This window comes from Exiguobacterium sp. BMC-KP, from assembly GCF_001275385.1.
In the GTDB taxonomy this organism is placed as follows: Bacteria; Bacillota; Bacilli; order Exiguobacteriales; family Exiguobacteriaceae; genus Exiguobacterium_A.
This window is the reverse complement of sequence record NZ_LGIW01000012.1, coordinates 126,801-149,592: the sequence shown is the minus strand read 5'-3', so window position 1 is coordinate 149,592 and position 22,792 is coordinate 126,801. Positions and strand designations below refer to the sequence as shown.

The 22,792-nt window shown below is 44.4% G+C and carries 24 protein-coding genes; 11 read left to right on the top strand and 13 right to left on the bottom strand.

The window, feature by feature from the left end:
* Positions 1-39 precede the first annotated feature (39 nt).
* Positions 40-549: a hypothetical protein gene (locus ADM98_RS02280; RefSeq protein WP_053452078.1), complete on the top strand. Its 510-nt coding sequence runs from the start codon at positions 40-42 to the stop codon at positions 547-549.
* A 172-nt stretch (positions 550-721) separates the two neighbouring features.
* Here the strand turns inward: ADM98_RS02280 and ADM98_RS02275 are convergent, their stop codons facing one another.
* The 4 genes from ADM98_RS02275 to ADM98_RS02260 all read right to left on the bottom strand — a co-directional run bounded on the left by ADM98_RS02275 (position 722) and on the right by ADM98_RS02260 (position 4,636).
* A complete protein-coding gene (locus ADM98_RS02275; protein ID WP_053452077.1) occupies positions 722-2,215 on the bottom strand; it encodes a peptide MFS transporter in 1,494 nt (497 codons plus the stop codon).
* A 239-nt stretch (positions 2,216-2,454) separates the two neighbouring features.
* On the bottom strand, positions 2,455-3,090 hold the full coding sequence (locus tag ADM98_RS02270; protein WP_053452076.1) for a hypothetical protein: 636 nt from the start codon (positions 3,088-3,090) through the stop codon (positions 2,455-2,457).
* Complete coding sequence (locus ADM98_RS02265; RefSeq protein ID WP_053452075.1) at positions 3,087-4,310, bottom strand: glutathionylspermidine synthase family protein; 1,224 nt, start codon at positions 4,308-4,310, stop codon at positions 3,087-3,089. The genes ADM98_RS02270 and ADM98_RS02265 overlap by 4 nt, the downstream gene beginning before the upstream one ends.
* Positions 4,307-4,636, bottom strand: a complete 330-nt coding sequence (locus ADM98_RS02260; protein ID WP_053452172.1) for a hypothetical protein — start codon at positions 4,634-4,636, stop codon at positions 4,307-4,309. The genes ADM98_RS02265 and ADM98_RS02260 overlap by 4 nt, the downstream gene beginning before the upstream one ends.
* Positions 4,637-4,783: 147 nt before the next feature.
* Here ADM98_RS02260 and ADM98_RS02255 point away from each other — a divergent pair, with 147 nt between their 5' ends.
* The 4 genes from ADM98_RS02255 to ADM98_RS02245 all read left to right on the top strand — a co-directional run bounded on the left by ADM98_RS02255 (position 4,784) and on the right by ADM98_RS02245 (position 7,994).
* The gene (locus ADM98_RS02255) at positions 4,784-5,227 is read left to right on the top strand and encodes a hypothetical protein (protein WP_053452074.1); all 444 of its coding nucleotides are present in this window, start codon (positions 4,784-4,786) and stop codon (positions 5,225-5,227) included.
* Positions 5,228-5,313: 86 nt separating this feature from the next.
* On the top strand, positions 5,314-5,487 hold the full coding sequence (locus ADM98_RS17430) for a hypothetical protein (RefSeq protein WP_197499335.1): 174 nt from the start codon (positions 5,314-5,316) through the stop codon (positions 5,485-5,487).
* 31 nt (positions 5,488-5,518) lie between these two features.
* Positions 5,519-7,075: an ABC-F family ATP-binding cassette domain-containing protein gene (locus ADM98_RS02250; RefSeq protein WP_053452073.1), complete on the top strand. Its 1,557-nt coding sequence runs from the start codon at positions 5,519-5,521 to the stop codon at positions 7,073-7,075.
* Positions 7,076-7,208: 133 nt separating this feature from the next.
* Positions 7,209-7,994 (top strand): alpha/beta hydrolase family protein, encoded by a 786-nt coding sequence (locus ADM98_RS02245; protein WP_053452072.1) that lies wholly within the window; start codon positions 7,209-7,211, stop codon positions 7,992-7,994.
* Between the two features lie 9 nt (positions 7,995-8,003).
* Here the strand turns inward: ADM98_RS02245 and ADM98_RS02240 are convergent, their stop codons facing one another.
* From ADM98_RS02240 to ADM98_RS02230, 3 genes are read right to left on the bottom strand one after another with little or no spacing between them, the layout of a single operon-like run.
* Positions 8,004-8,567, bottom strand: coding sequence for a hypothetical protein (locus ADM98_RS02240; RefSeq protein ID WP_235504812.1), 564 nt, complete (start codon positions 8,565-8,567; stop codon positions 8,004-8,006).
* Positions 8,564-9,454 carry an FAD:protein FMN transferase gene (locus ADM98_RS02235; RefSeq protein ID WP_053452070.1) on the bottom strand — a complete coding sequence of 297 codons (891 nt, stop codon included), beginning with the start codon at positions 9,452-9,454 and terminating at the stop codon, positions 8,564-8,566. Before ADM98_RS02235 ends, ADM98_RS02240 begins: the two co-directional genes overlap by 4 nt.
* 11 nt (positions 9,455-9,465) lie before the next feature.
* Entirely contained in the window at positions 9,466-9,774 is a 309-nt protein-coding gene (locus ADM98_RS02230) for a hypothetical protein (protein ID WP_053452069.1), read from the bottom strand.
* A gap of 100 nt (positions 9,775-9,874) precedes the next feature.
* On the opposite strand from ADM98_RS02230, the gene ADM98_RS02225 reads away from it, so the two are divergent.
* From ADM98_RS02225 to ADM98_RS02215, 3 genes are all read left to right on the top strand, one after another.
* Positions 9,875-10,552 (top strand): response regulator transcription factor, encoded by a 678-nt coding sequence (locus ADM98_RS02225; RefSeq protein WP_053452068.1) that lies wholly within the window; start codon positions 9,875-9,877, stop codon positions 10,550-10,552.
* Positions 10,545-11,714: a sensor histidine kinase gene (locus ADM98_RS02220; protein WP_053452067.1), complete on the top strand. Its 1,170-nt coding sequence runs from the start codon at positions 10,545-10,547 to the stop codon at positions 11,712-11,714. The genes ADM98_RS02225 and ADM98_RS02220 overlap by 8 nt, the downstream gene beginning before the upstream one ends.
* A 78-nt stretch (positions 11,715-11,792) precedes the next feature.
* Positions 11,793-12,206, top strand: coding sequence for a DUF2231 domain-containing protein (locus tag ADM98_RS02215; RefSeq protein ID WP_053452066.1), 414 nt, complete (start codon positions 11,793-11,795; stop codon positions 12,204-12,206).
* Positions 12,207-12,272: 66 nt separating this feature from the next.
* On the opposite strand, the gene ADM98_RS02210 is transcribed toward ADM98_RS02215, so the two are convergent.
* The 5 genes from ADM98_RS02210 to ADM98_RS02190 form a co-directional block, all read right to left on the bottom strand.
* Positions 12,273-13,505, bottom strand: coding sequence for a DEAD/DEAH box helicase (locus tag ADM98_RS02210; protein ID WP_053452065.1), 1,233 nt, complete (start codon positions 13,503-13,505; stop codon positions 12,273-12,275).
* 104 nt (positions 13,506-13,609) lie between these two features.
* Positions 13,610-13,909 carry a DUF3817 domain-containing protein gene (locus tag ADM98_RS02205; RefSeq protein WP_053452064.1) on the bottom strand — a complete coding sequence of 100 codons (300 nt, stop codon included), beginning with the start codon at positions 13,907-13,909 and terminating at the stop codon, positions 13,610-13,612.
* Positions 13,910-13,987: 78 nt separating this feature from the next.
* On the bottom strand, positions 13,988-14,953 hold the full coding sequence (locus ADM98_RS02200; RefSeq protein WP_053452063.1) for a ring-cleaving dioxygenase: 966 nt from the start codon (positions 14,951-14,953) through the stop codon (positions 13,988-13,990).
* Between the two features lie 119 nt (positions 14,954-15,072).
* Positions 15,073-15,273: a cold-shock protein gene (locus ADM98_RS02195; protein WP_023469752.1), complete on the bottom strand. Its 201-nt coding sequence runs from the start codon at positions 15,271-15,273 to the stop codon at positions 15,073-15,075.
* A gap of 273 nt (positions 15,274-15,546) precedes the next feature.
* On the bottom strand, positions 15,547-17,931 hold the full coding sequence (locus ADM98_RS02190) for an immune inhibitor A domain-containing protein (protein ID WP_053452062.1): 2,385 nt from the start codon (positions 17,929-17,931) through the stop codon (positions 15,547-15,549).
* 253 nt (positions 17,932-18,184) lie between these two features.
* Here ADM98_RS02190 and ADM98_RS02185 point away from each other — a divergent pair, with 253 nt between their 5' ends.
* The 3 genes from ADM98_RS02185 (at position 18,185) to ADM98_RS02175 (ending at position 21,791) form a co-directional block, all read left to right on the top strand.
* Positions 18,185-19,672 (top strand): HD domain-containing phosphohydrolase, encoded by a 1,488-nt coding sequence (locus ADM98_RS02185; protein ID WP_053452061.1) that lies wholly within the window; start codon positions 18,185-18,187, stop codon positions 19,670-19,672.
* A gap of 18 nt (positions 19,673-19,690) precedes the next feature.
* Positions 19,691-20,122, top strand: coding sequence for a GyrI-like domain-containing protein (locus tag ADM98_RS02180; RefSeq protein ID WP_053452060.1), 432 nt, complete (start codon positions 19,691-19,693; stop codon positions 20,120-20,122).
* Positions 20,123-20,294: 172 nt separating this feature from the next.
* Positions 20,295-21,791: a M4 family metallopeptidase gene (locus tag ADM98_RS02175; RefSeq protein ID WP_053452059.1), complete on the top strand. Its 1,497-nt coding sequence runs from the start codon at positions 20,295-20,297 to the stop codon at positions 21,789-21,791.
* 108 nt (positions 21,792-21,899) lie between these two features.
* Here the strand turns inward: ADM98_RS02175 and ADM98_RS02170 are convergent, their stop codons facing one another.
* Positions 21,900-22,772 carry a hypothetical protein gene (locus tag ADM98_RS02170; protein WP_053452058.1) on the bottom strand — a complete coding sequence of 291 codons (873 nt, stop codon included), beginning with the start codon at positions 22,770-22,772 and terminating at the stop codon, positions 21,900-21,902.
* Between the last annotated feature and the right edge of the window lie 20 nt (positions 22,773-22,792).

Here is a 22,792-nt window from a genome sequence, read left to right as displayed (position 1 = left end):
CTGTTATATTGAACTGGTAATTTAAAAAGGAGGTAAATGATGAAAAAAGTAGCGAAAGTTATCGGGGTTCCACTCGTTTTGTCTATCTCATTCTCATTCGCGAGCCCCCATCAAACAGAAGCATTAAATGGTAATGAACCTTCTTATTTTTACTATACGCCTGCAGGAAAGCCTGTCTATAAATCCACTAGTTATGGATCTTGGGTAGCGCAACCTGGCGCGATGCGTGGTCCAATAAAAATGGAAGTAAGTACTACAACTAAAACGAACTGGAGCGTCACAGGTACAGGAGGAATTTCTCGCGGAACCATTGATGGCAATTTAGAGTTATTCTTCGGAAAAGAAAAAACATTAACGACTACTGCTTCGCGTTCGATTCCAAAAGGAAAAAAAGGAACATTTAAGAAGCGTTCTGTTTACAAGCACTATACGCAAAAATATGATCAATGGTTTACTACAGACGGTCACCGTAGTAAAACAGGGAAAACAAAGACGATTAAAATCAAAAGAAAATCAGATATAGAAAGTAAAATCAGCGTCACCAAATAATCAAACGCTAATTTTATTTTTTCTTCGAGATAACTCTAGTCATATGTCTAGGGTTATTTTTTTATTAAAAAATCCCTTTAACAGCAAGCAATCGTGTAGTTCACACTGCATCGTGTTAAAGGGATTATGAAGTTCTCTTAGAAATTAATCCTCTAATTTCTAAGGACTTTTTTTAACGTATACCTTTCATTAGAACTTGCAGTTTTTTCGAGAATGCAAGTAATAATAAACCGAAAAAGACAGCGACTAGACCAGTAATACCAAAATACATCACTTCTGTATTTCGATCGTAAAATTTAACGATTTGTGCATTAACTGCTTGTCCTGTAGCATTCGTCATGAACCATAAACTCATCGTTTGTGCCGAAAAAGCTGCTGGTGCCAGTTTAGTCGTAGCTGATAATCCAACTGGAGAAAGAAGAAGTTCACCAATGACGACTAAAAGGAAGCTGAATACTAACCAAAGTGGACTAACTAAGCCTTCTGTACCGAATAATAGTCCAGGAACCATCATGACGATAAAGGATAATCCAGCGAACATTAAGCCGAATGAAAATTTTTGAAGTGTCGTAGGTTGTCGATCGCCTAACTTAATCCAGATACTCGCAAAGACAGGAGCTAAGGCAATGATGAACAACGGATTCACCGATTGGAAAAGTGCAGGACTGAATTCAAATCCTAAAAAATTTAGCTCGGTGCGTTGATCAGCAAATTTTGATAAGACATATGTTCCTTGCTCTTGGATAGCCCAAAAAATAACAGCTGCTAAGAACAAGGGAATATATGCATAGATTCTTGATCGTTCATCAGACGTAATTTTGGGACTCCGTATCATGAAATAGAAATAAAAAATCGGAATAATGATCCCGAGAATCGTCACTACAAATGAGAAGGAGTTAATGGTTAACCATCCGATTGTTGTAGCAATCCATCCGATAATAACGATACCGACTATAGAAATCGAAGCTATTTTATAAAAACGTGTTCGTTCTTCTTTAGACATTGGATTTAAAACGTATTGACCTGCTTGACCAAGATTTTTTTTCTTAGTAAGCACAAAAACAACTAATCCTAAAAACATCCCTACGGCAGCTACAGCAAATCCGGCATGAAAACCAGCTTGCAGACGTACGCCATCTACAACGATTGGAGATAAAAATGCACCTGCATTGATTCCCGTATAGAAGATACTAAATCCAGCATCTCTTCGGCTGTCTGTCTTACTGTATAAATCTCCCACGATATTTGAAACGTTCGGTTTTAACAAACCTGTTCCAATGACGATAAGTCCCATTGAAAAGAATAGTGCTGTAGCACCTGCCGGTAGAGACAACACAATGTGACCCGTCATAATTAGGACACCGCCATAAAAGACAGTGCGAGATGTACCGAGTAATCGGTCTGCAATCCATCCTCCGATTACACCAGACATATAAACAAGTGATCCGTAAATAGCCATGATCGAAGAAGCTAACTTTTCATCGATTCCGAGACCACCGTCTTTTACAGAGTAGTACATATAGTAAATAAGGATGGCACGCATGCCATAGTAGGAGAAACGCTCCCAAAACTCGGTGAAGAAGAGGGTGAATAACCCTTTCGGATTCCCAAAGAATCCTTTTTGCGGAACGGTCTTATAGACCTGATCGCGATCAAACTCTGCCATATGATCGGCTCCTTTCACTAACCTTGAATAAGTGCATAATCCATCATCTTTTCCCGCTTTCCCCAAACGATAAGCGTGACGAAACAGATAGGATACGAATACACTGTTTTGCCTGAATTGTCTCACTACTTTTTTTATATATGAGACAGCACTTTACCATTCAACCGCAAATCATTTGATGAGTCAAATATTATTTACATTACAAGAATAACAAAAAGAGCAGTCGACGAGTCGGCTGCTCAAGATTGCATCTGTTTCGATTCAATAATCGTAATTCCGGGTGGAGCATGTAACGTTTCGCGAATCATCGCAGTAGCGACTTGACCGGCTTCAATCGGAGCAATCGCACTCCGTTTCAACAAAGGACGTAAGACTGTCGAAATTTTCGCAGCCGCCTGTTCGCCGAAACGAAACTCATCGCGATCCCCTAATAAGAGCGAAGGTCTGAAAATCAATAACGCATCGTATCCAAGTACACGTAATCCGTTTTCCGTATCCCCTTTTACGCGATTGTAAAAAGTTTTAGCATTTGGATGGGCACCGAGTGCCGAGATTAAAGCAAATCGTGTCGCGCCGAGGTCTAACAATTCACGACCGAGCTCCACTGGATACGTGTAGTCAACAAGACGGAATGCCTCTTGCGATCCTGCTTGTTTGATCGTCGTACCCAGTGCACAATAGACGTGATCGACGACAGGTAATTCAATTTCTGTCACACGATCAAAATCAATCACCCATTCTTCCAGTTTTGGATGAAAACGACGCATCGGGCGGCGAACGAGAACATGAACCTCGCTATACGCCTCTTCTGCCAACAAACGATCCACGAGTTCTTGTCCGACTAGACCAGATGCTCCTAAAATTGCTGCTCTCATACGTTTCTCACTCCTTTTTGCTGTCGACCGATTGGTACGAAATAGGAACGGTTTCCGGTAATCCGTTCTCCTGCACGTACACCGATCGCACTTGGTCTCCCTCCTAAAATAAAAACACCATACATGTACGCGACGTCTCCTTCTTCACGAAGCGGATACATCGGTAATTCTTGATACGCTTGATAGACAGCTGGTTGATCACGAAACGTATGCTGTTCGTTTTTCAGCATAATGTCTCCCTGACCATCATGTACCGTCACCGTATCCCCTTCACGTCCGAATATCGGTTTTTTAACGAAGGGTTGCCGGCTTGCGATGAACGCATCAGCTGATAAGTACGTCGGTAAAAAATAACGCGCAATCATCGCGTGGTCCGTTTCGCTTAAATACGGATGATTGGTTTCGTGTAACATCCAAATCAATGCAAGGACCGACTTCGCTTGCATTAAAAAGGCAGAAGGGGGATTGATGATTTCAAGTCGTCCCGTCTCGACGAGTTGCAATAGTAATTGCCCTAAATTTCGCCCATCTTCATCTCGGTCAAGTAACGCCATTTCGATCGGAAAGGTTTGACGATACAAGATATCAATTCTTCTACCTGCCTCATCGTACAAGCCCTCTTCCGGACGAATCTCTAATGCATCAAGCGGACAGTAAGTCGCTTCATCCCAAAACGACTGTAAGTACTCAGCTGTTAATCGGTCCTCGATATGGTCACCATGTGAGGTGAAAACAACATGCGGATTTTGTTTTGTCCGGTGTCTCGCGGCTTCGATCGCTCGATGGACGGTTGCCTTCAGCCATTTGTTTTCCCCGTCGTTTACGCTTTTAAAACCTTGTTTATTCGCTACGACATCGTTGACTTCAAATACTTCTTTGATGAAGGTCGGCGTATCTGCATTCCACTCCATGAGTGAAATGCGATCATCTGTCGCAATGAAATCAAATCGTCCGATGACGGTCAACGGTCGCATCGTCTCAAGTCGTAAAAAAGCGAGACTCTCGGACGGGAAGCCCAGCTCGAGCAGTGCCTCATCATCCATCGATCGAAGAATCGGAAGGACTTTTTCGAATATCTGGTAAACTTCTTGTGCTGCAATATGCAGTTGATCAATTCGTTCATCTGAGATGGGCATGATTTCCGTCACAGCGTACGGTTCCCCGTCTAGCACATCCCAAAAACGATCAATATCTCCATAAAACGTTTCCCGCTTGTTCATCCGCCGAAAAAGCCGGAAGACGAGCCTGTCCCGAATCCTTTTGTCTTCGTATTATAACTCTTCACTGCTTTTGATTTCGGCGTATATCCTTTTGTTCGCATCGCACTATGCATCAAGGCACGAGATGCGAAATAACTACCACCCCAGTAATAGTATCCTGAATGGGTCGACGAGCTATCATCACAGTACCAAACGCCTTCATCATTATCATATTCATAGTCATCACAATCCGGATCGTCTGGTCGTTCCGCTCGTGCATCATCCGATCCGCAACCACTCAGTGTCGTTCCAATCAACAGTGTTGCAGCTAATGTCGCTTGTTTCATCCAATTCACCGTCTCAGTCCCCTTTCTATTTACTCTCGTTATGGATAGTATACGCTTTTTCAGAGAGAAAAGTTTCTTTGTTCTGCTGGAACTTTTTTTCCTCGAACGTGGTAATAGTATCTATAGAACAAAAAGGAGGATTTACACATGTCACTTGCCTATTATGTTGAAGAAAATGGTGAATTCCATCCGATTTATCAATACGATCGCTATGCGATTGAACCGGAAGAAATCATCGCCCATCAACTTTGTGAATTTCATATCATCGAGGGACATCAATACGAGCTCCGCTCCAATGAGATGGCAGGCGAATACGATCAATTGATCGTCGACCATATCAAAGCATCGCCACGTGCAACAGAAGAACGCGTCTATCCACCTCATCAAATCCATATTGAATTCAGGCAGTTTCTATCAGACAGCGCCCAACCACTCTTAAAAACATCCATGGTTCCAAACCACGTTCAAGCGATGCGTTTTTTGATCAAGGACAAGATTGAAGTCGAAGGACACGGCATTTTTGAACGAGACAGCTGCGAAATCGATATCGATCGGAATTGTTACGTCGTCTATCTCTCAGATACACTTTAAGAAGTAAAATCAAGTCTCTTCATTTCCAAGAGACGTTTTTTTTGGCATACTAGAAGGTAAGAACGAATCAATCGAGGTGAACGAACATGAGTGAACAACCAAAAAAACTATCATTGCAAGAGGCAATGGTCGAACGCTTGAAAGCAAAAAAACAAGCGCAAACAAAACGTCCGACTGGCTTACAAGGGACACAAACGAAACAATTGACAAGCCAACAGACGAAAAAAGCAAACAACCAGAAAAAACGGACAGGCGTCTAAATCACAGGAATTCATGAAATAAGGAGTAATTATGAGTATTTTAACGGTATCTAACTTAAGTCACGGATTCGGTGACCGCGCCATTTTCGAAAATGTCTCTTTTCGCCTGTTAAAAGGCGAGCACATCGGTCTCGTCGGGGCAAACGGTGAGGGGAAATCGACGTTCATGAACATCATTACGTCGCAACTTGAGCCGGATGATGGAAAAGTCGAGTGGGCAAAGCATGTACGTGTTGGTTATTTGGATCAGCATGCCGTCCTTGAAAAAGGATTAACGATTCGAGATGCACTTAAAGGTGCATTCCAGTACATGTTCGACATCGAACAGGAAATCAATGATCTATACGGTAAAATGGGAGAAGTCGAGCCAGAAGAACTCGAAAAGATGCTTGAAGAAGTTGGCGTCTTACAAGATATTCTGTCGAACAATGACTTCTATACGATTGATGCAAAAGTCGAAGAAATCGCACGTGGTCTTGGTCTTGATGAGATCGGGCTCGACCGAGATGTACAGGAACTCAGTGGTGGACAGCGGACGAAAATCTTGCTCGCAAAACTACTGCTCGAAAAACCAGATATTCTCTTACTCGATGAGCCGACCAACTATCTCGATGTCCAGCATATCGAATGGTTGAAACGTTACTTGAATGAATACGAGAATGCGTTCATCTTGATTTCGCACGATATTCCATTCCTCAACAGTGTCATCAACTTGATTTATCATATGGAAAATCAAGAATTGAATCGTTATGTAGGTGACTACGATAACTTCGTCACGATCCACGAAGCGAAGAAAAAACAACTCGAGTCTGCGTTCAAGCGTCAGCAGCAGGAAATCTCTGAGTTGAAAGACTTCGTTGCTCGGAACAAAGCGCGTGTCTCGACACGGAACATGGCGATGTCACGTCAGAAGAAACTCGATAAGATGGATGTCATCGAACTCGCGCAAGAACGTCCACAACCAGAATTCCACTTTCTCCAAGCACGGACACCAAGTAAATTGATGTTCGAAGCAAAAGGTCTCGTTATCGGATACGATGAGCCACTTTCGCGTCCTCTTGATCTTACGATCGAACGTGGACAAAAGATTGCCTTGCACGGTGCGAACGGAATCGGGAAATCGACGTTACTGAAGAGTTTGCTTGGTGAAATCCCAGCTGTATCGGGTGTCGTTGAGCGTGGTGAGAACCTGCATATCGGTTACTTTGAACAAGAAGTCAAAGAGAAGAATTCGAATACGTGTATCGAAGAGATTTGGAATACGTTCCCGTCTCTGACACAGCAACAAGTTCGCGCTATGCTCGCGAAGTGTGGTCTGATGACGAAACACATCGAATCGAAAATCGAAGTGCTCAGCGGTGGGGAAAAAGCGAAAGTCCGTCTTTGTAAATTGATGAATACGGAATCGAACATTCTCGTACTCGATGAACCGACGAACCACTTGGACGTCGAAGCAAAAGAAGAGTTAAAACGTGCGTTACAAGAGTACAAAGGAACAGTCCTATTGATCTCACACGAACCAGAATTCTATGAAGCAGTTGCAACAGACTTATGGAACTGTGAATCATGGACGACAAAAGTATTCTAAGCGACGCTTTACAAAAAGATGGGATGCCCAGAAGGGGATCCCATCTTTTTAGTTCATACACTTAATCATTGCATGATTGTGCATCTTCACGCACACTAGGACTTAGAAAATGGTTATGAAGGAGCGTGTTTTTTTGGAAACGATCACGAAAAAAGCAACACTGTCCTATCTACATGTTCCAAGTGGCGGCTCGGAACAGTTGATTGCCCGCCTTTATTCACCGGAACATACAGAGGATGCACCGTTGGTTGTCCTATTCCACGGATTTCCCGGGAAACAGTTGAACATGGACTGGGCAGTACAACTGCAAAACATGGGGTATCATGTGCTCGTTACCTCGTATCGTGGAACAATCGGTAGTCCTGGAACATTTCGATTCCAGCATGTTTTGGAAGACGCGACGGCGACATTACGTTACGTCTGCTCTGAATCTTTTACAACCGAACATGGGATCAAAGCAGATCAGGTTACCGTTGTCGGTCATAGCATGGGGGGCTTCGCCGGTCTGCATGCCTTTGCTGAGACACCGGAAGCTGCACATTATGTCGGAATTTCTCCGTTTAATTTCGGGCTCGTCGGTCAACTTGTCCTCGAACATCCAGAATACGACACCGTGCTTCACGGCGTACTCGAGCGAGGGGCTGCTTTCCTAAATGGTGCCGCTGCTGACGTGTTACTTGACGAGTTAAAGCAGCATCATACGACATGGAACTTACTGACGTTAAAAGAACGTCTAGCCGATCGCTCGATGTTGCTCATGACATCCGAGCGGGACGAAACCTCAATCAAAGCACTCCATCATGATTTATTGCTATCAGACAGTCCGTTTGAGGAAGCGATCGTCGACAGTGACCACAATTACATCGAGAATCGAGACGCTGCCTTTAAGGAATGGACCACTTGGCTCGTCCAACAATGAAAAGAGCGCTCAGTGTACGACTGAGCGCTCTTTTGCTGGTGTCCGTCGCACGGGACGGATCCGCATTCGATATAGGACGAGCGTGAACATCGTCAATGTCGAGACGGCATACCAAATCGTTGTAAACAGTGTGCCGGTATCCGTACCGATGAATAGACCATGTGCCGTCATCAAAAGCCAAGCAGGTAAGACGAGCCAGTGTGTCAATTTCCAAAGCGTCTTACCTAACGTCTCTTTCAAAAAATCCGAAGTCACGAGAACGAATCCGAATAAATAGAGACTGATTGTTCCTAGCGCATTCCAAAGCGGCTCATAAGAAGCTTGTCCTGGAATCAAGACCTCAAAGATCGTCAGTGGTGCATATGAATCCACAATGATGAGGGTCGCATGTAGGACGATTGCCAGTAATCCTGCCCAGCCACTATATAAGTGGACATGATGTAATCGTGCTTTTTGTTTTTTGAGTGCCGGATATGAACCAAGCAACCCAGCCAGGACAGAAATCGTCATGAAGAAGTGTCCACTTAATCCACTCAACCGAATCATCGTCCAGGTCGAAAATAACCATTTCATCCAGTCCATATCTCACTCGCTCCTTTCTGTTCACTTCGCCATTCCCCAGTAGTATCCAAAATTAATAATCGTCCTTTTGGAAACCAACGAAATAGCTTTTCTTGACGTTCTGTTTCTGTCATCTGAAAGGCAAGCTTCGTCATGACTTCCGCTTCATAGAGTTGCGGAGCAGATGCCGTCACTTGAAGAATTGGGCTTATCGTCGGACGCCCTGTTCGTCCATCTAACAAATGATGATGGGTTTGATTGTCCGTCTTCCACGATCGATAGACGCGGTTTGATGTCGCGACAGCGCCTTGTCGAAATTGAATGTCTGCGACACGTTGTTCCGTCTCAGGATGAGTAATCGTAATATTCCACGGCTCACTATCAGACCAGACGATGACGTCTCCTCCCGCTTCAATCAATCCACGGTTCCAGTTTTTTCGCAGTCGTTGCGCTGCAATCATCGCAGCCGCGCCTTTGCCGATTCCACCTAAATCGATAAAACCGCCTCCGACTCTCGTTACGTCACATCCTTCAATAATGAAAGGGGCGATTTCTGGTGGATCGACTTCGTCATACGCGACGGCTTGTGTAAAAGGGAATGATTGACGATAGCCATTGGCTTGTTGTTGCGCTAACAGGAATGGAGAAAAATAACGTTCCGTCTGTTCGAAGTATCGTGTCGCTCGTGCTAACAAACGTGCTAACGGTAAGGACACCGATAACGTGTCTCCGATTCGCAATCGATTCAAACGACTGACCTCACTCTGATTATCAAAGCGTGACCACTGTCGGTCCACATAACTGAAAAAACGGACGAGTTCCTCCCACTCTGTTTCATCAATCGGCTGATCCGTCACGAAACGTACCTGATTATGCATCGCATACAATTGTCGCTCCATTTTTCTCCTCCTTACCTTGAGTGACTGGACTGACCATCACTCGATCCACCCGGTTGACTGAAGCCAGACGATTCATCTCCTTGCCATTGACCGTCATCGTCATCTTCGTAGTATCCATCATCTTCTCCATACTCGCCTTCATCATCACTATATTGATTTCCTTCGGATGGTAACGTCGTATCATTCGAATACGTATCCCCTGTCGAAACAGGTGTTGTCGAGGAATCGTTCGAGCTGACACTTAATTGACCAATCGCAAGTCCGATGAAGACGGAACTGCTGAGTCCGACGAGCCATTTCGCAAATGGTTTTGGTTTCATCTGTTTCCTCTCCCTTCTTGTTATGTTTACTGTATCGAAAAAAACTGACAACTAACTGACGGCAACTATGGGATAATGAGAAAAAAGAGGAGAGATGTTCATGCGGGTATTGGTGGCAGAAGATGATCAGCGTCTTGCGAAGATGTTACGACTCCATTTGGAGCGGGCAGGATATCAGGTTGATGTTGCGCAGGATGGAGCCGAGGCGCTCCTTCAATGTCAGATGTATCACTATGACTTACTCGTTCTCGATTGGATGATGCCTCGTAAGAGTGGGGTTGAAGTCGCTGCTACCTTACGACAAAAACAGTTTGAAGGTGGCATCTTGATGCTAACCGCTCGCGATACGGAAATCGATCTCGTCCATGGTCTTGATAGCGGTGCCGATGACTATCTCGTCAAACCGTTTCAATCAAATGAACTTTTGGCACGACTGCGTGCGCTTAGTCGTCGTCAGCAAAAAGCGTTTGTTTCGACAGTCACTTTTCACGGGCTAGTCCTCGACATGTCCTCGCAAACGATATCTTACGAGCGACAGCCAATCGATTTAACACGACGTGAGTTTGAATTTCTTTCCTTACTGTTAAGACGACCCGAACAAGTAATGAGTCGGGAATTGATCATCGAAGTTGTATGGGGAATCGGTGCTGATATTACGGATAACGCCCTCGATGCGCTCGTCCGCCTCGTTCGAAAAAAATTAGATGCTGTCGGAGCACCCAATTTGATTCGGACGGTCCGTGGATTCGGTTATCGATTAGGTGATCCCCATGCTTGAATCAATTCGAAAAAGACTTACGTTACTATTCAGTGGTTCGTTTTTTCTTGTATTAGTTCTCATCCTAATCGGGGTGTATGTCACGAACGCTCAATTGTTGAATCGAATGGAATTGAATCAATTGAAGGGAGTTTCGGATCGGGATATCTTCGAACGGATCGAACACGGAGAAGATCAATTCATCCGAAATCCAATCTACTTTCAACTCCTTGATGCTTCAGGAAAACAGCGCTATGCGAGTTTGCCACCAAACGTCGAGACAAAGATACTACGTCATTTCTTGAACTCGAATGATATGACAGAACAAGTAGAATGGGACGATCGACACTTCTTGCTGTATCAACGGAATACAGAACAAGGACAACTCCTTTTGTTAAAAGATATCTCGTCGACAGCAGACACATTACAACGATTGATTGCTATTCTTGCAGGAATTGCTGTTCTCGCAACAATCGTTCTAACGCTCATCGGATATTTTTTGGCCGGTCGAGCCGTCATTCCGGTACAACAAGCATTTGATCGACAACGTCGTTTTACGTCCGATGCTTCACACGAACTACGGACACCACTGACAATCGTCTATAGCGGAATTGAATTACTCGAAGCCGAACACCTTTCAAACGAAGGACGAACGATTTTAGAGGACATTAAAGCGGAGACAGCAGGCATGCAGTACTTAGTTTCCGATTTATTATTGCTCGCTCGAGAAGGACAATCTTCCTCAAAACAAGAGCTTGATCTCAGTTCGCTTGTCCAAAAGACCGTTGAACGTTTTCAACACGCCTACTCTGATCGCGTCATCCATGCCTCGATTACGCCAAACTTACGCATGATAGGTGATGGTCATCAACTGAATCGTTTATTGACGGTCTTTCTTGAGAATGCACTCGTCTACAGCGATGATGCCATTGATGTATCGCTTAAAGAAACAGGGACAGAACGTCAATTGACCATTCATGATCGTGGAATCGGAATCGATTCCGATCAACAAGCAAAAATATTCGAGCGTTTTTACCGAGGCGATCATTCACGTCACGGAACAGGGACCGGTCTCGGCTTATCGATTGCTCAATCAATTGTTGAACAGCATGGCGGTACGATTTCTATTGATTCGACGCTCGGTGAAGGCACGCGATTCGTTATTCATTTCCCAACTCTTTAAATCGTGTCAGTTATCTGTCAGATAAGCAGGGTAAAGTGAAATTATTCTTTACCATACTTATCCAAGGAGGTCTTTGTCATGTTAGGAAATGTACCGCTTCATCCATTACTCGTCCATGCACCAATCGCACTTTTATTATTCGCAACGGTATTATTACTCGTCAGTCTGAAATGGACACAATTCAAACTGTTCGCCCTCTTTACGTTAGTCGCGGGTCTGATTTCTGGAGTCGCTGCCTATCTTTCAGGAGACGGAGCAGAGGAATATGCGGAAGCAAATTTAAGTAGTGTCACACATGCGGCAATTGAAAATCATGAACATTTTGCCCTGTTCAGTCTCGTTGCATTCGGTGTTTCGCTCTTATTCCTTTTAGTTGGTTATCGCTCGAATAAAAAAATATTCTTGTTGCTCAGTTTCATCGTTGCGATCGTCGGTAGTGCGCTACTCGCTTACACTGGACACCTCGGTGGTCAGATGGTATATGCCAAATAAAATAAGAGCCAGTCTATTTCTCTTTTTACGAAAGAAGTAGACCGGCTCTTTTTATATTGTTTCTATTTATTTACGATGTGCGCGTCCCGGGCGACGGTTGTTCGAACGACGTGTGTTTCCACGTCCTTCCGTTTCTTTCCGAGTTCCTTTACTTTGGTCATGCTGTGCGCGAATCGCTTCTTCAGACAATTCAACGACGATTGGCGTGACTGAGATGTTCAATTCCCGCTCCATATCACGGAACGTCCGACCATCTTTTGGTGTCACGATCGAGACCGCAATCCCGTCGTTCCCGGCACGCCCTGTCCGACCAATCCGGTGAACGTAGCTTTCCGCATCATCTGGTAAATCGTAGTTGAAGACGTGTGTCACGCCTGTCACATCCAGTCCACGAGAAGCGACGTCTGTTGCGATCAAGAATTGTGTTTTTCCTTGATAGAACTTCGCCATCGCTTTTTCACGTTTCCCTTGCGTCAACCCGCCATGCAATTCATCCGTCGGATACCCTTGCATTTGCATCTCTTCGTTCAATTTACTAACGCGACGTTGCGTACGGCAGAAAATGATGGCCGCGTACGGACGCATCTCGTCAAGCATCGTCCGTAGTGTCGCCTGTTTCCGGCGATCCGTCGTCTCAACGACGAACTGCTCGATCGCTTCTACGGTGATACTTTCCGCTTCCACCTGGACTTCGACCGGGTTACGCAAATACGTTTTCGCGAGTTCTTCTACTTTAGGTGGCATCGTTGCTGATAACATCATGAATTGACGATCAACTGGTGCCGCTGCGATGATATCTTCGATTTCTGGTAAGAAACCAATTTGCAGCATTTGGTCTGCTTCATCTAAGACGAGCGTCCGTAATTCACTTAAATCAAGTGTTCCACGACCAACATGATCGAGAATCCGTCCTGGTGTACCAATGATAATTTGTGGCATCCGACCCAGACGTTGAATCTGTTTAAAGACGTCTTGTCCACCGTATACAGCAAGGGCACGATACTGCTCCGTGTTCCGAATCAGTTTATGTGTCTCATCGGCAATTTGTCGCGCAAGTTCACGTGTCGGGGCGACGATCAGTGCTTGAACCGTTTGTGATTCGACATCGATTTGCTCAAGAATCGGTAAGAGAAACGCTAATGTTTTCCCTGTTCCCGTTTGTGCCTGTCCAATCAAATCGCGTCCTTCAAGTAATGATGGAATCGCTTGCTGTTGAATTGGTGTCGGCTCCTTAATGCCTTGTTTTTGTAATTTTTTTATCCACAGATCGCTGATGTGTAATGTTTCAAATGTTGACATGATATATCCTCCTAAAAATTATCCACAGAAAAAAGCTGTGGATAACCTGCTTCGCATAGACAAAAACAGTTATCCACAGCCGTGCTCTATTCAGTATACACAATTTACGCGTTTGTTGCTTCCTGTTTTAACTTCCGGTCTAATACGAACGTACCGAACGGGATGAATGATGCGATAAATGCAATACCCGCCTTGACGATCGACCAATCGTATTTAAATTTTACAACTGCGAGCCAGACAGCGTACATGACGAACAAGACACCGTGAAGTGCACCGACGACAGATACGGCTTGTGGAATGTCTGCCATATATTTTAACGGCATCGCAATCAACAACAAGACTAAAAACGAGATTCCTTCTAATATCGCAATCATTCGGAATTGCCCAAGCGTAGTTCTTAACATCCCGTCACTCCTTTTTCTTAATTCCTGTTCTTAGTATACGGGATGGACGATCCATCTGTGACCTGTGTCACAGGATTGTCAGATTTCGAGTGGTCGTAACCGTGCTTCGATCGCGGCTCGTTTTGGTTCAAGAAACGGTGGTAATGCTAGTTTCTCACCTAACGTTTCAACTGACTCATCCGTTGCGAATCCTGGCGTGTCCGTTGAAAGTTCAAATAAGATATGATTTGGTTCTCGGAAGTAAAGGGCTTGGAAATAGTGACGATCGACTTTTCCAGAGTTCGGTAAGTGATAGGCATTCAGGCGTTCGACCCATTTCTCATACTCATCGCTGTTCGGTACACGGAATGCGACATGATGCACACCACCACGGCCTAAACGTTCCCGATCGAGATCTGGACGCGTTTCGACATGAACCTCTGCCCCGATACCCCCTTCTCCTGTCGCATAGACTTCGATTGGAGCAAAATCACCTGCTAACGATGGATATGTTCCTACTTTTCGGAAGCCCATGACTTCCGTCAGTACACGAACGGTCAACGTCGGATCGTTGACTGTCAATGTTACGGCTCCAAGTCCTACGATCGCGTGCTCCGAAGGAATCTCTTCTTGCGGCCATGGTACACCACCTGCGACGCCTTTTTCACCGTCTTCTGCAACAAGAATCAAGCGCGTCCCCTCCTGATCACGAAACGCCAGTGTTTGGCGACCTGCCCGTTCGACGATCGCATCGTAATCCACTTCTTTTTCTTTAAACCGTTTCTGCCAAAACTGAAGGGAAGCTGTCGTTTTGACACGAAGGGATGTCGAAGAGATACTTGATGCTCCCGGTACACCCGTTCCAAGATGCGGAATATCAAAGAAAGTTAAATCGGTTCCTGGATTCCCCTCCGCATCGCCATAAAACAAATGATACGACGTCGTATCATCTTGATTGACGGTCTTTTTGATTAGACGCATACCTAGTATTTGCGTGTAAAATTGATAATTCCGTTCTGCCATGCCTGTTAAGATCGACACATGATGAATTCCGAGTAGTTCCATCTTCGTCACTCCCTGTTAATGATTTGGTAATTGAAGTATAACGCACTAATATCTTGAATTAAAGATATTAGCCAAATAAAAAACCGTCCCTCCAAAAAGGGACGATTGAATAGTTGAAATTAAAGTTTTACGACGTTAGCAGCTTGTGCTCCACGTGCGCCTTCAGTGATTTCGAACTCAACTTCTTGACCTTCGTCAAGAGTTTTGAAGCCTTCACCAGTGATTGCTGAGAAATGTACGAATACGTCTTCTCCGCCTTCAACTTCGATGAAACCGAAACCTTTTTCTGCGTTAAACCATTTTACTTTACCTGTGTTCATGGGAACAACCTCCAAAAATAAATTACTTAATACATATGCTGAGCATATGAAAAGAATTCATTATTGTCCCGAAATACATGGAGCAACGAAAAGATTGTTCGTGACACGATGTGAATCCGTAATGACAATAACAATATTAAGCTAACGTAAGTATAGAATGGATGCGCTTTAAAAGTCAAGTTGTCAGACCAATGTTTTTTCCAATTGATTCCACTTATTATACGTAACTAAAATAAAAAACCAGTTCAGCCGAAACTGAACCAGTTTTTTATTTTAACGGTGGATCCAGACAGCTCCAGCAGAGTTATCTTTTGCTTCACCAATGACTTCAATCTTCAAGCCGTTGTTCGGAAGCAATTTTCCTGCATCCGGAATTAACTGATTGATGTACGATTTTGAATCATCGAATTTCGTCACACCTGGAAGACCTTTATAGTCGTACGTTCCACGTGATGGGGAATCAATCAACCATGCAGGTGCTTTATCAAAGCTAAACGCAGCATCTGCGATTTGGTAACGTGTGCTTCCTGTCGTAACCGGCTTACCATTGAGTGTTCCGACGATTGCTTCAGGATGGGAGTCAACAACTCCAAGGAATCCTTCACCTGGGTGTACACCAACCCAGTTATCGTCGAAGCTTGAATCACCGTACCAAACGACAAGCCCTGTGTTATACTTCACGCCGCGTGCATGTTCGAGTGCTTTATCCGAACCTGCATAGTTACGCCATTCGAGATAGTATGCGTTATCTGCGTAAGAAAAACCGTCTGATGTAACGAAACCGTCAAGCGTGAATTTCGGTGTACCTTCTGCATCGTCTTCAAAGACGACTTTACCGTCGACTGTCAACTTCGCGTTATCAAGCGCAAATCCGTCAAGTGCAAGTCCAGCATCCCCAACGTAATCAAATTTCAATGTGACTTTCTTACCAGCGAATTCGCTCAAATCATAGGATTTATCCACCCATGCTCCTTTTGTTGATTCTGCACGCTGATCGCCATCTGTATCTTCATCACCAATCGTATCGATGACTTTCGATTGACCATCCGCAGTTGCTGTAACAGTCAAGAAGTCATAATCGTACTCGACATCATAAAGTGTTTTGAAATCAAACTTTGCTTCTTTTGCATTCGTCAAATCAAACTCTGGTGATGTCATCGACGTATGCAAATCATTTCCTTTCGTACTATAGTAGTACTTTTTACCAAATGCCGGTGCAATACCTTTTACAGGTTTTTTCGGTAGGTTGACTTTGATAATGCCTGGGTTTTTCGATTTTGTAACACTTTGATCGAGGTACGAAGCTGTTCCTAACTTATCGAGAGAATCAAAATCGATTTGTTGGATATTCGCCCAGTTCCCGCCCATCACATTTTGGAAAAATTCTTTATTTTGTGGTGAGAAACTTGTTGGTTCTGTTCCTGCGATATTTCCGTTCCAACTACCACCACTCATGATAGACCATGAAGCGACTGGTTCACCTTGCCCCGTGTACTTCGTATCGTACTCATCCGGTAATCCGAGATCATGACCGAATTCGTGTGCAAAGACACCAACTGCACCATCCTCAGGCTGCACTGTATAATCATAAGCAGCCATCTTTCCACCCCAGTAATCAACACTTGCTGTCGTATTCGCTACTGGATGAACACCATCTAACGTCCATCGGTGTGACCAGATTGCATCGTCACCAAGCGTACCGCCACCTGCTTCTTGTCCTGTACCAGCATGGATGATCATCAAGTGATCGACAAGACCATCTGGTTCGTTCAGATTGCCGTCTCCATCCATATCATATTGGTCGAACTTATCATAATCTGCTAAATTAACTCCAGCTTTAACAGCAGCAGCTAAGGAGTCCTTAACGAGACCACGTGGTCCTTTTGCTCCCGGTAAGTTATCATTTCCACCAGCTGGATTATCAGAACCATAATCCTTCGCCGTTCCCGGAACCGTCAACCAGTTTGAAACCGTACCGTCTACTGTGTAACTTCCACCAGATTGTTCTTCATAGAATTGTTTAAACGTCTTTACCTTATCTCCGTTAAAGAGTTCAAACTCCTTGTCTCCGAACATAAGATCCTGATAGTGTTTCTGATTAAAGTCATTCGAATACATATATCCTGGCTCTTGAACGACGTTATTATGCTTAAAATCACTATATTCAACGAGAAGAACGAGGACTTTATCCGTTCGTGTTGCACCGTTATAGGCTGCCTGTTTTGCTTTGTCCACTTTGACGAAGCCATTTGGATTGCCTTTTTTATAGTTACCATGCTTCTTCTTCAATTGCTTCGCAAGCTTATCTTTTTGTTTCGTCAAAAAGTCCTTCGTTTTTTTATCAAAAGCTGCTTCCTTGCTTGATTCGTGTTCATGATCACCTGCTGGTTTACCGTTTGCTTTTTTGTCCAGATACTTTTGGACGGCTTGTTGCTTCGCTTCTGCTGATGCTGCTTTTGAAATGACCCCACGTTTTTCAAGCACCTTCGCTAGTCGATCCTGATCGATCGTGTTTAAATCCATTGGTGCACCGACTGTTGCCTTTTCTGCTGCTTGTACCGATGTTACCTGCCCACCAGGTAAGACCGGACCAACAGCAAAGGCTGCTGCCGTAATTCCAGACAACACGGCTACGCTAAGCTGTTTCTTTTTCCCCACGTGAATTGACCCCCTATGTAGTAGTGAAAAGTACGTGTTTACTATACTTTTCTGAATATTCAAATCTTAGTTTATTTTATTTCGTTAATCAATCTCTTTTAAGATAATTAGTTCTTTTCGACCAGACCTATTTTTTGGAATTTAAATTAATCAGTTTTTAAAATCACTTTCCTTTTTTGTAAAAATGACCATGTTTCATACTTTATTTCACGGTACGCTGAAAGCACTTTGATTACAGAATAAGGAGAATACAATGAGCACTTTACAACGTTTTGAACGTCACTTACTTAGAAACTATCTGATTGGTTCATTCGTCGCTGTGTTCGGCGTCGGGTGTCTGTTTATTTTTGAGACGCTTACCTTCACTGGAATAGAACAATTGACTTTAATCGGTATCATGACCGTGTCTATTAGCCTGATGTTTTTACTGGAGTACACAGTCTACTCCCGACATGTCGCTTCTTTACGCCGATTTTTTCAAAACGACATTCCTTCACTCGTCTCTTTTCAAGAAGCTTATCAAACGGTACATCGTTTTCCGGTCTTGACTGTCCGACGTATCATGGGGCCACATTTTTTAGGTCTGTCGATTCCCTCATCTTTGCTAACAGCACTCGCGATTTCTCAAGGGTGGTTACAGATGCCGTATTATTTGATTGGTCTTGCTTGTTTTGGTGCCGTTCTTGTCGCAATTCTGCATGCTTTAATTGAATTTTTTCTTACTTATCGTGTTACTGAACACATGCTACTCACACTAGAGAAGTACGCGTTCGAACACGGATTTGATTTCCCTAGAAAAACGACGGTCGTCACGCTAAGGCAAAAAATGCTCATTAGTACACTGATCATCGGTGTTTTTCCGATCATGCTGTTCGTCCTCGCTTCAGCTGTTCAGCTAACAGAAAATGAAAGCCTTCGTTCCTACTGGAGTTGGGCGACGCTCATTTTAGTCGTCATCTTATCCGTTGCGACGTTTTGTAGCTTGCTTCTCTATGAAAACATCCGTAAACCCATTGCTACTCTTCAACAAGGGATTCAAGATGTCGAAAATAATCAACTCGTCTCGTTGCCGAATCCGTATTCGGACGAGTTCTCCCACCTCGTTTCGGGTTTTAACCTGATGATGGAAGGAATCAAAAAGCGGGATACAGAAAATGAACAGTTACTCGATAGCCTGTTCACCTTATTCGCTGCGACACTGGATGCCCGAGATCCTTACACGGCAGGTCATTCTGTTCGTGTTGCCGCCTACTCAGTTGAAATCGCTACCGCTGCTAATTTACCGATTGAACAAATTGAATTGTTACGTAAGTCAGCGCTATTACACGACATTGGAAAAATCGGTATTCGGGACGATGTGTTATTAAAAGAAGGTCGTCTTACTGACGAAGAATTTCAAATCATACAGCAACATCCAGTCATCGGCGTGCACATTCTATCGCAAGTTCAACTTCCAAAGACGTTACAACCGATTCTTCCCGGGGTAAAGTACCATCACGAACGCTATGACGGAAAGGGGTATCCGGAAGGTCTTGTAGGAGAGGACATTCCACTCTTCGGTCGAATCATGGCTATTGCTGATGCATATGATGCGATGACATCCGACCGTCCTTATCGTAAGGGAATGCCCGCAGAAAAAGCCTTATCGATTTTAGAAGAAGGTATGGGCACACAATGGGACGCCACCTTTACGCGTTTATTTCTAAGCTTGAAGCGTTCGCCCGTCGAGGACGTGTCATAAGAAGGAAGGGAGTTTCTGATGCATCCAAAAATTGTTGAACGCCATGAATTTTATTTTGTTGGACTTGGACTGACTTGTGAAGAGAACGAGTTGCATACATTGATGCCGGAACTCTGGCGTGAATTTTCAAGACGTTCGCATGAGATACCTGCAAAACTGGACAGTTATCCGCTCGACATCTCGCTCGAACGACATGGAACCAAATATTCGCAATGCGTCGGATATCCTGTTTCGTCGCTCGAACAGATTCCCAAAGGTATGAAAGGTCACCGGATTCCTGCTGCACGTTATGTTTTTTGGAAGCACGAAGGACCGGATATCGAAATTTGGAAGTCATTTGAGAAAATCCAACGTTTTGCTTCAAAACAAGGAATCGAACTCGATCCACATGACTTTAAGATTGATGAGACACGAGATGACGTTCATCATCTCTATCAACGGATTCTCTGAACCATTCTCTTGAATGGTTCTTTTTTGTGCTGAAATATCTTTTACACTTAATAATTCAGTACAGGTACTACGGACTATATTCAGAAAATTCTATTTAATCCGAATGACTTATTCTCGCTTTCTTGATTCTTTGGCATAGTTAGACTCAACCCAAACAAGGAGGCGATTTATTTTGAAAAAGTTTCTCGCTACATCGCTTGTCGCAAGTGTACTTGTTGTTCCTACGGTCGTAGGTGCAGAAGGACTTCAGTCTGGTAAGCTCACAAAAGCTTCATCAGAACCCGCTGCAACGATCGTTAAAGATTTCGTGAACAAAAAAGGTGATTTCGCTGTACAGAATGTCGAAAAAGACGGATCTTCACAGATCGTACGTCTCCAACAAGAAGTGGATGGCGTCCCTGTCTTTGGTAGTGTCGTCGTCGGGAACGTTGCGAAAGACGGTACTTTGAAAGCGGTCGTAAACGATGCGGTCAACGTCAAAGGAAAACCTGGTCTCGCAAAAAAAGCGACACTTTCTGAAAAGAAAGCCATCAAGCTTTATCAAAAAGCAATCAAAGCTTCTAAATTCGAAGTCGCTCCAAAAGCAGAGCTCGTCATCTATCCAGTAAAAGATGATGCTGTCTATGCGTATAAAGTCACATCGACTGTCCTCGCTGGCAAAGAGCCATCACGTTGGACGTACTTCATCGATGCGAACTCTGGTAAAGTACTTAACAAGTTCGATCAACTCGCTCACGCAACAGGTACAGACGTTCTCGGACGCAGTGTCACATTCAACACGACACTCAGCGGTTCAACGTACTACCTCCAAGATACGACACGCGGTAAAGGTATCTACACATACGACGCGAAAAACCGTACGTCACTTCCAGGAACACTCTGGGCTGACGCAGATAACGTCTTTAACGCAACATACGATCGCGCTGCTGTCAGTGCACACGTCAACGCTGCGAAAACATATGACTTCTATAAGAACACATATGGCCGCAACAGTTATGACAATGCTGGCGCACGCTTGAACTCATCTGTTCACTATTCGACGAGCTACAACAACGCATTCTGGGATGGAACGAAGATGGTCTACGGTGACGGTGACGGTTCAACGTTCACGTACCTCTCAGGCGCACTTGACGTCGTCGCTCACGAATTGACACACGCTGTCACAGAATACTCGGCTGGTCTCGTTTACCAAAACGAGTCAGGTGCAATCAACGAAGCGATCTCTGATATCATGGGTACAGTAGCTGAGTACTCTGTCGGATCGAACTTCGACTGGCTCGTAGGGGAAGACATCTACACACCAGGAGTCAGCGGTGACGCACTCCGTTCGATGTCGAACCCAGCTGCTTACGGCGATCCTGATCACTACTCAAAACGCTACACAGGTACACAGGATAACGGTGGTGTCCACACGAACTCTGGTATCGTCAACAAAGCCGCTTACCTCCTCGGTAACGGTGGAACACACACAGGCGTAACTGTAACAGGTGTCGGTGTACCAAAACTTGGTGCGATCTACTACCGTGCTCTCACTGTTTACTTGACTCCGAACTCGAACTTCAGCTCACTCCGTGCAGCAGTCGTTCAATCGGCGAAAGACCTTTACGGTTCAACAAGTGCAGAAGCAACAGCTGCAGCGAAATCATTTGATGCAGTAGGCGTCTACTAAGAAAATCTCCTCCCAAAGGATTTTCATATTTCCTCCCGAGTGTCGGACTCGGGAGGTTTTTTGTGCAAAAAAAAAGACGAATTCGCTTGAAGCGAATTCGTCTTTCATTCATTCTTGACCAGGATCACGCGCAAGGCGTAGACGCATCTTGCCGTTATCTGGGAACACTTTTAGTTGTAATGAATCTCCCTCATACCATGTCCCATAGCTCGTATCAACGACGGGCTCACCAAGCGTTGACAGCGCGCTCGTTGAAGCGTTCGTCCAGTCGATTGCTTCAATGATTCCATCCGAGACGACGAGCAAATACCCTGCATTCGAGAAGTAATACGTATTGACGGCATCCTTTTGTGTATTACCGACAGCACCGTATTTCGCTTCGAATTCAGCAATCGGTTTTCCGAGATACTGCTCCGGCTTGTCGATGGGTTGGTTAGCAACGGCTTGCGAGAGTGCCGTAAGGACTGCTTTGTCTGATGTTCCTTTCGGTGCTTCCAAACGAACATCACTTTCCGGTAAGTACCCTTCGATACTGTCATTGAGCTTGAGATGGACCATGCCGTCTTTTGCATCTAGTACCTCATAGACATCACCTAAATCTGCTTTGTAGATGACACTACTACGACTCGTATCGCCGTAGACGTTCGCGAACGGACGCGTCACCCAAGCCGCTTGCGCATACTCCGCTGCTTTTTTCTTTGTTTTCTTCTTCTCTGTTTTCGCTTCTTTTTTATCTTTCGTCGCCGCTGTTTCTTTCTTTGACTCATCGTTTTTCGTTGCTTGATCCGTTGTTTTCGGCTTTTCAAGCGTGGATGTTGCTTGAGAAGCATCGTTATTCGTTAACATATACAACCAACCACCGACGATGAATACCGTCGCTAGAATACCGCCGAAAGCAATCCCTCGACGATTGCGTTTCTGTTTCCGTCTTTCTCGACGAGACTGTCGTTCTTTTTCTTGTTCTTGTTGGTGTTCACTCATGTATGGTTCCTCCTGAAAAG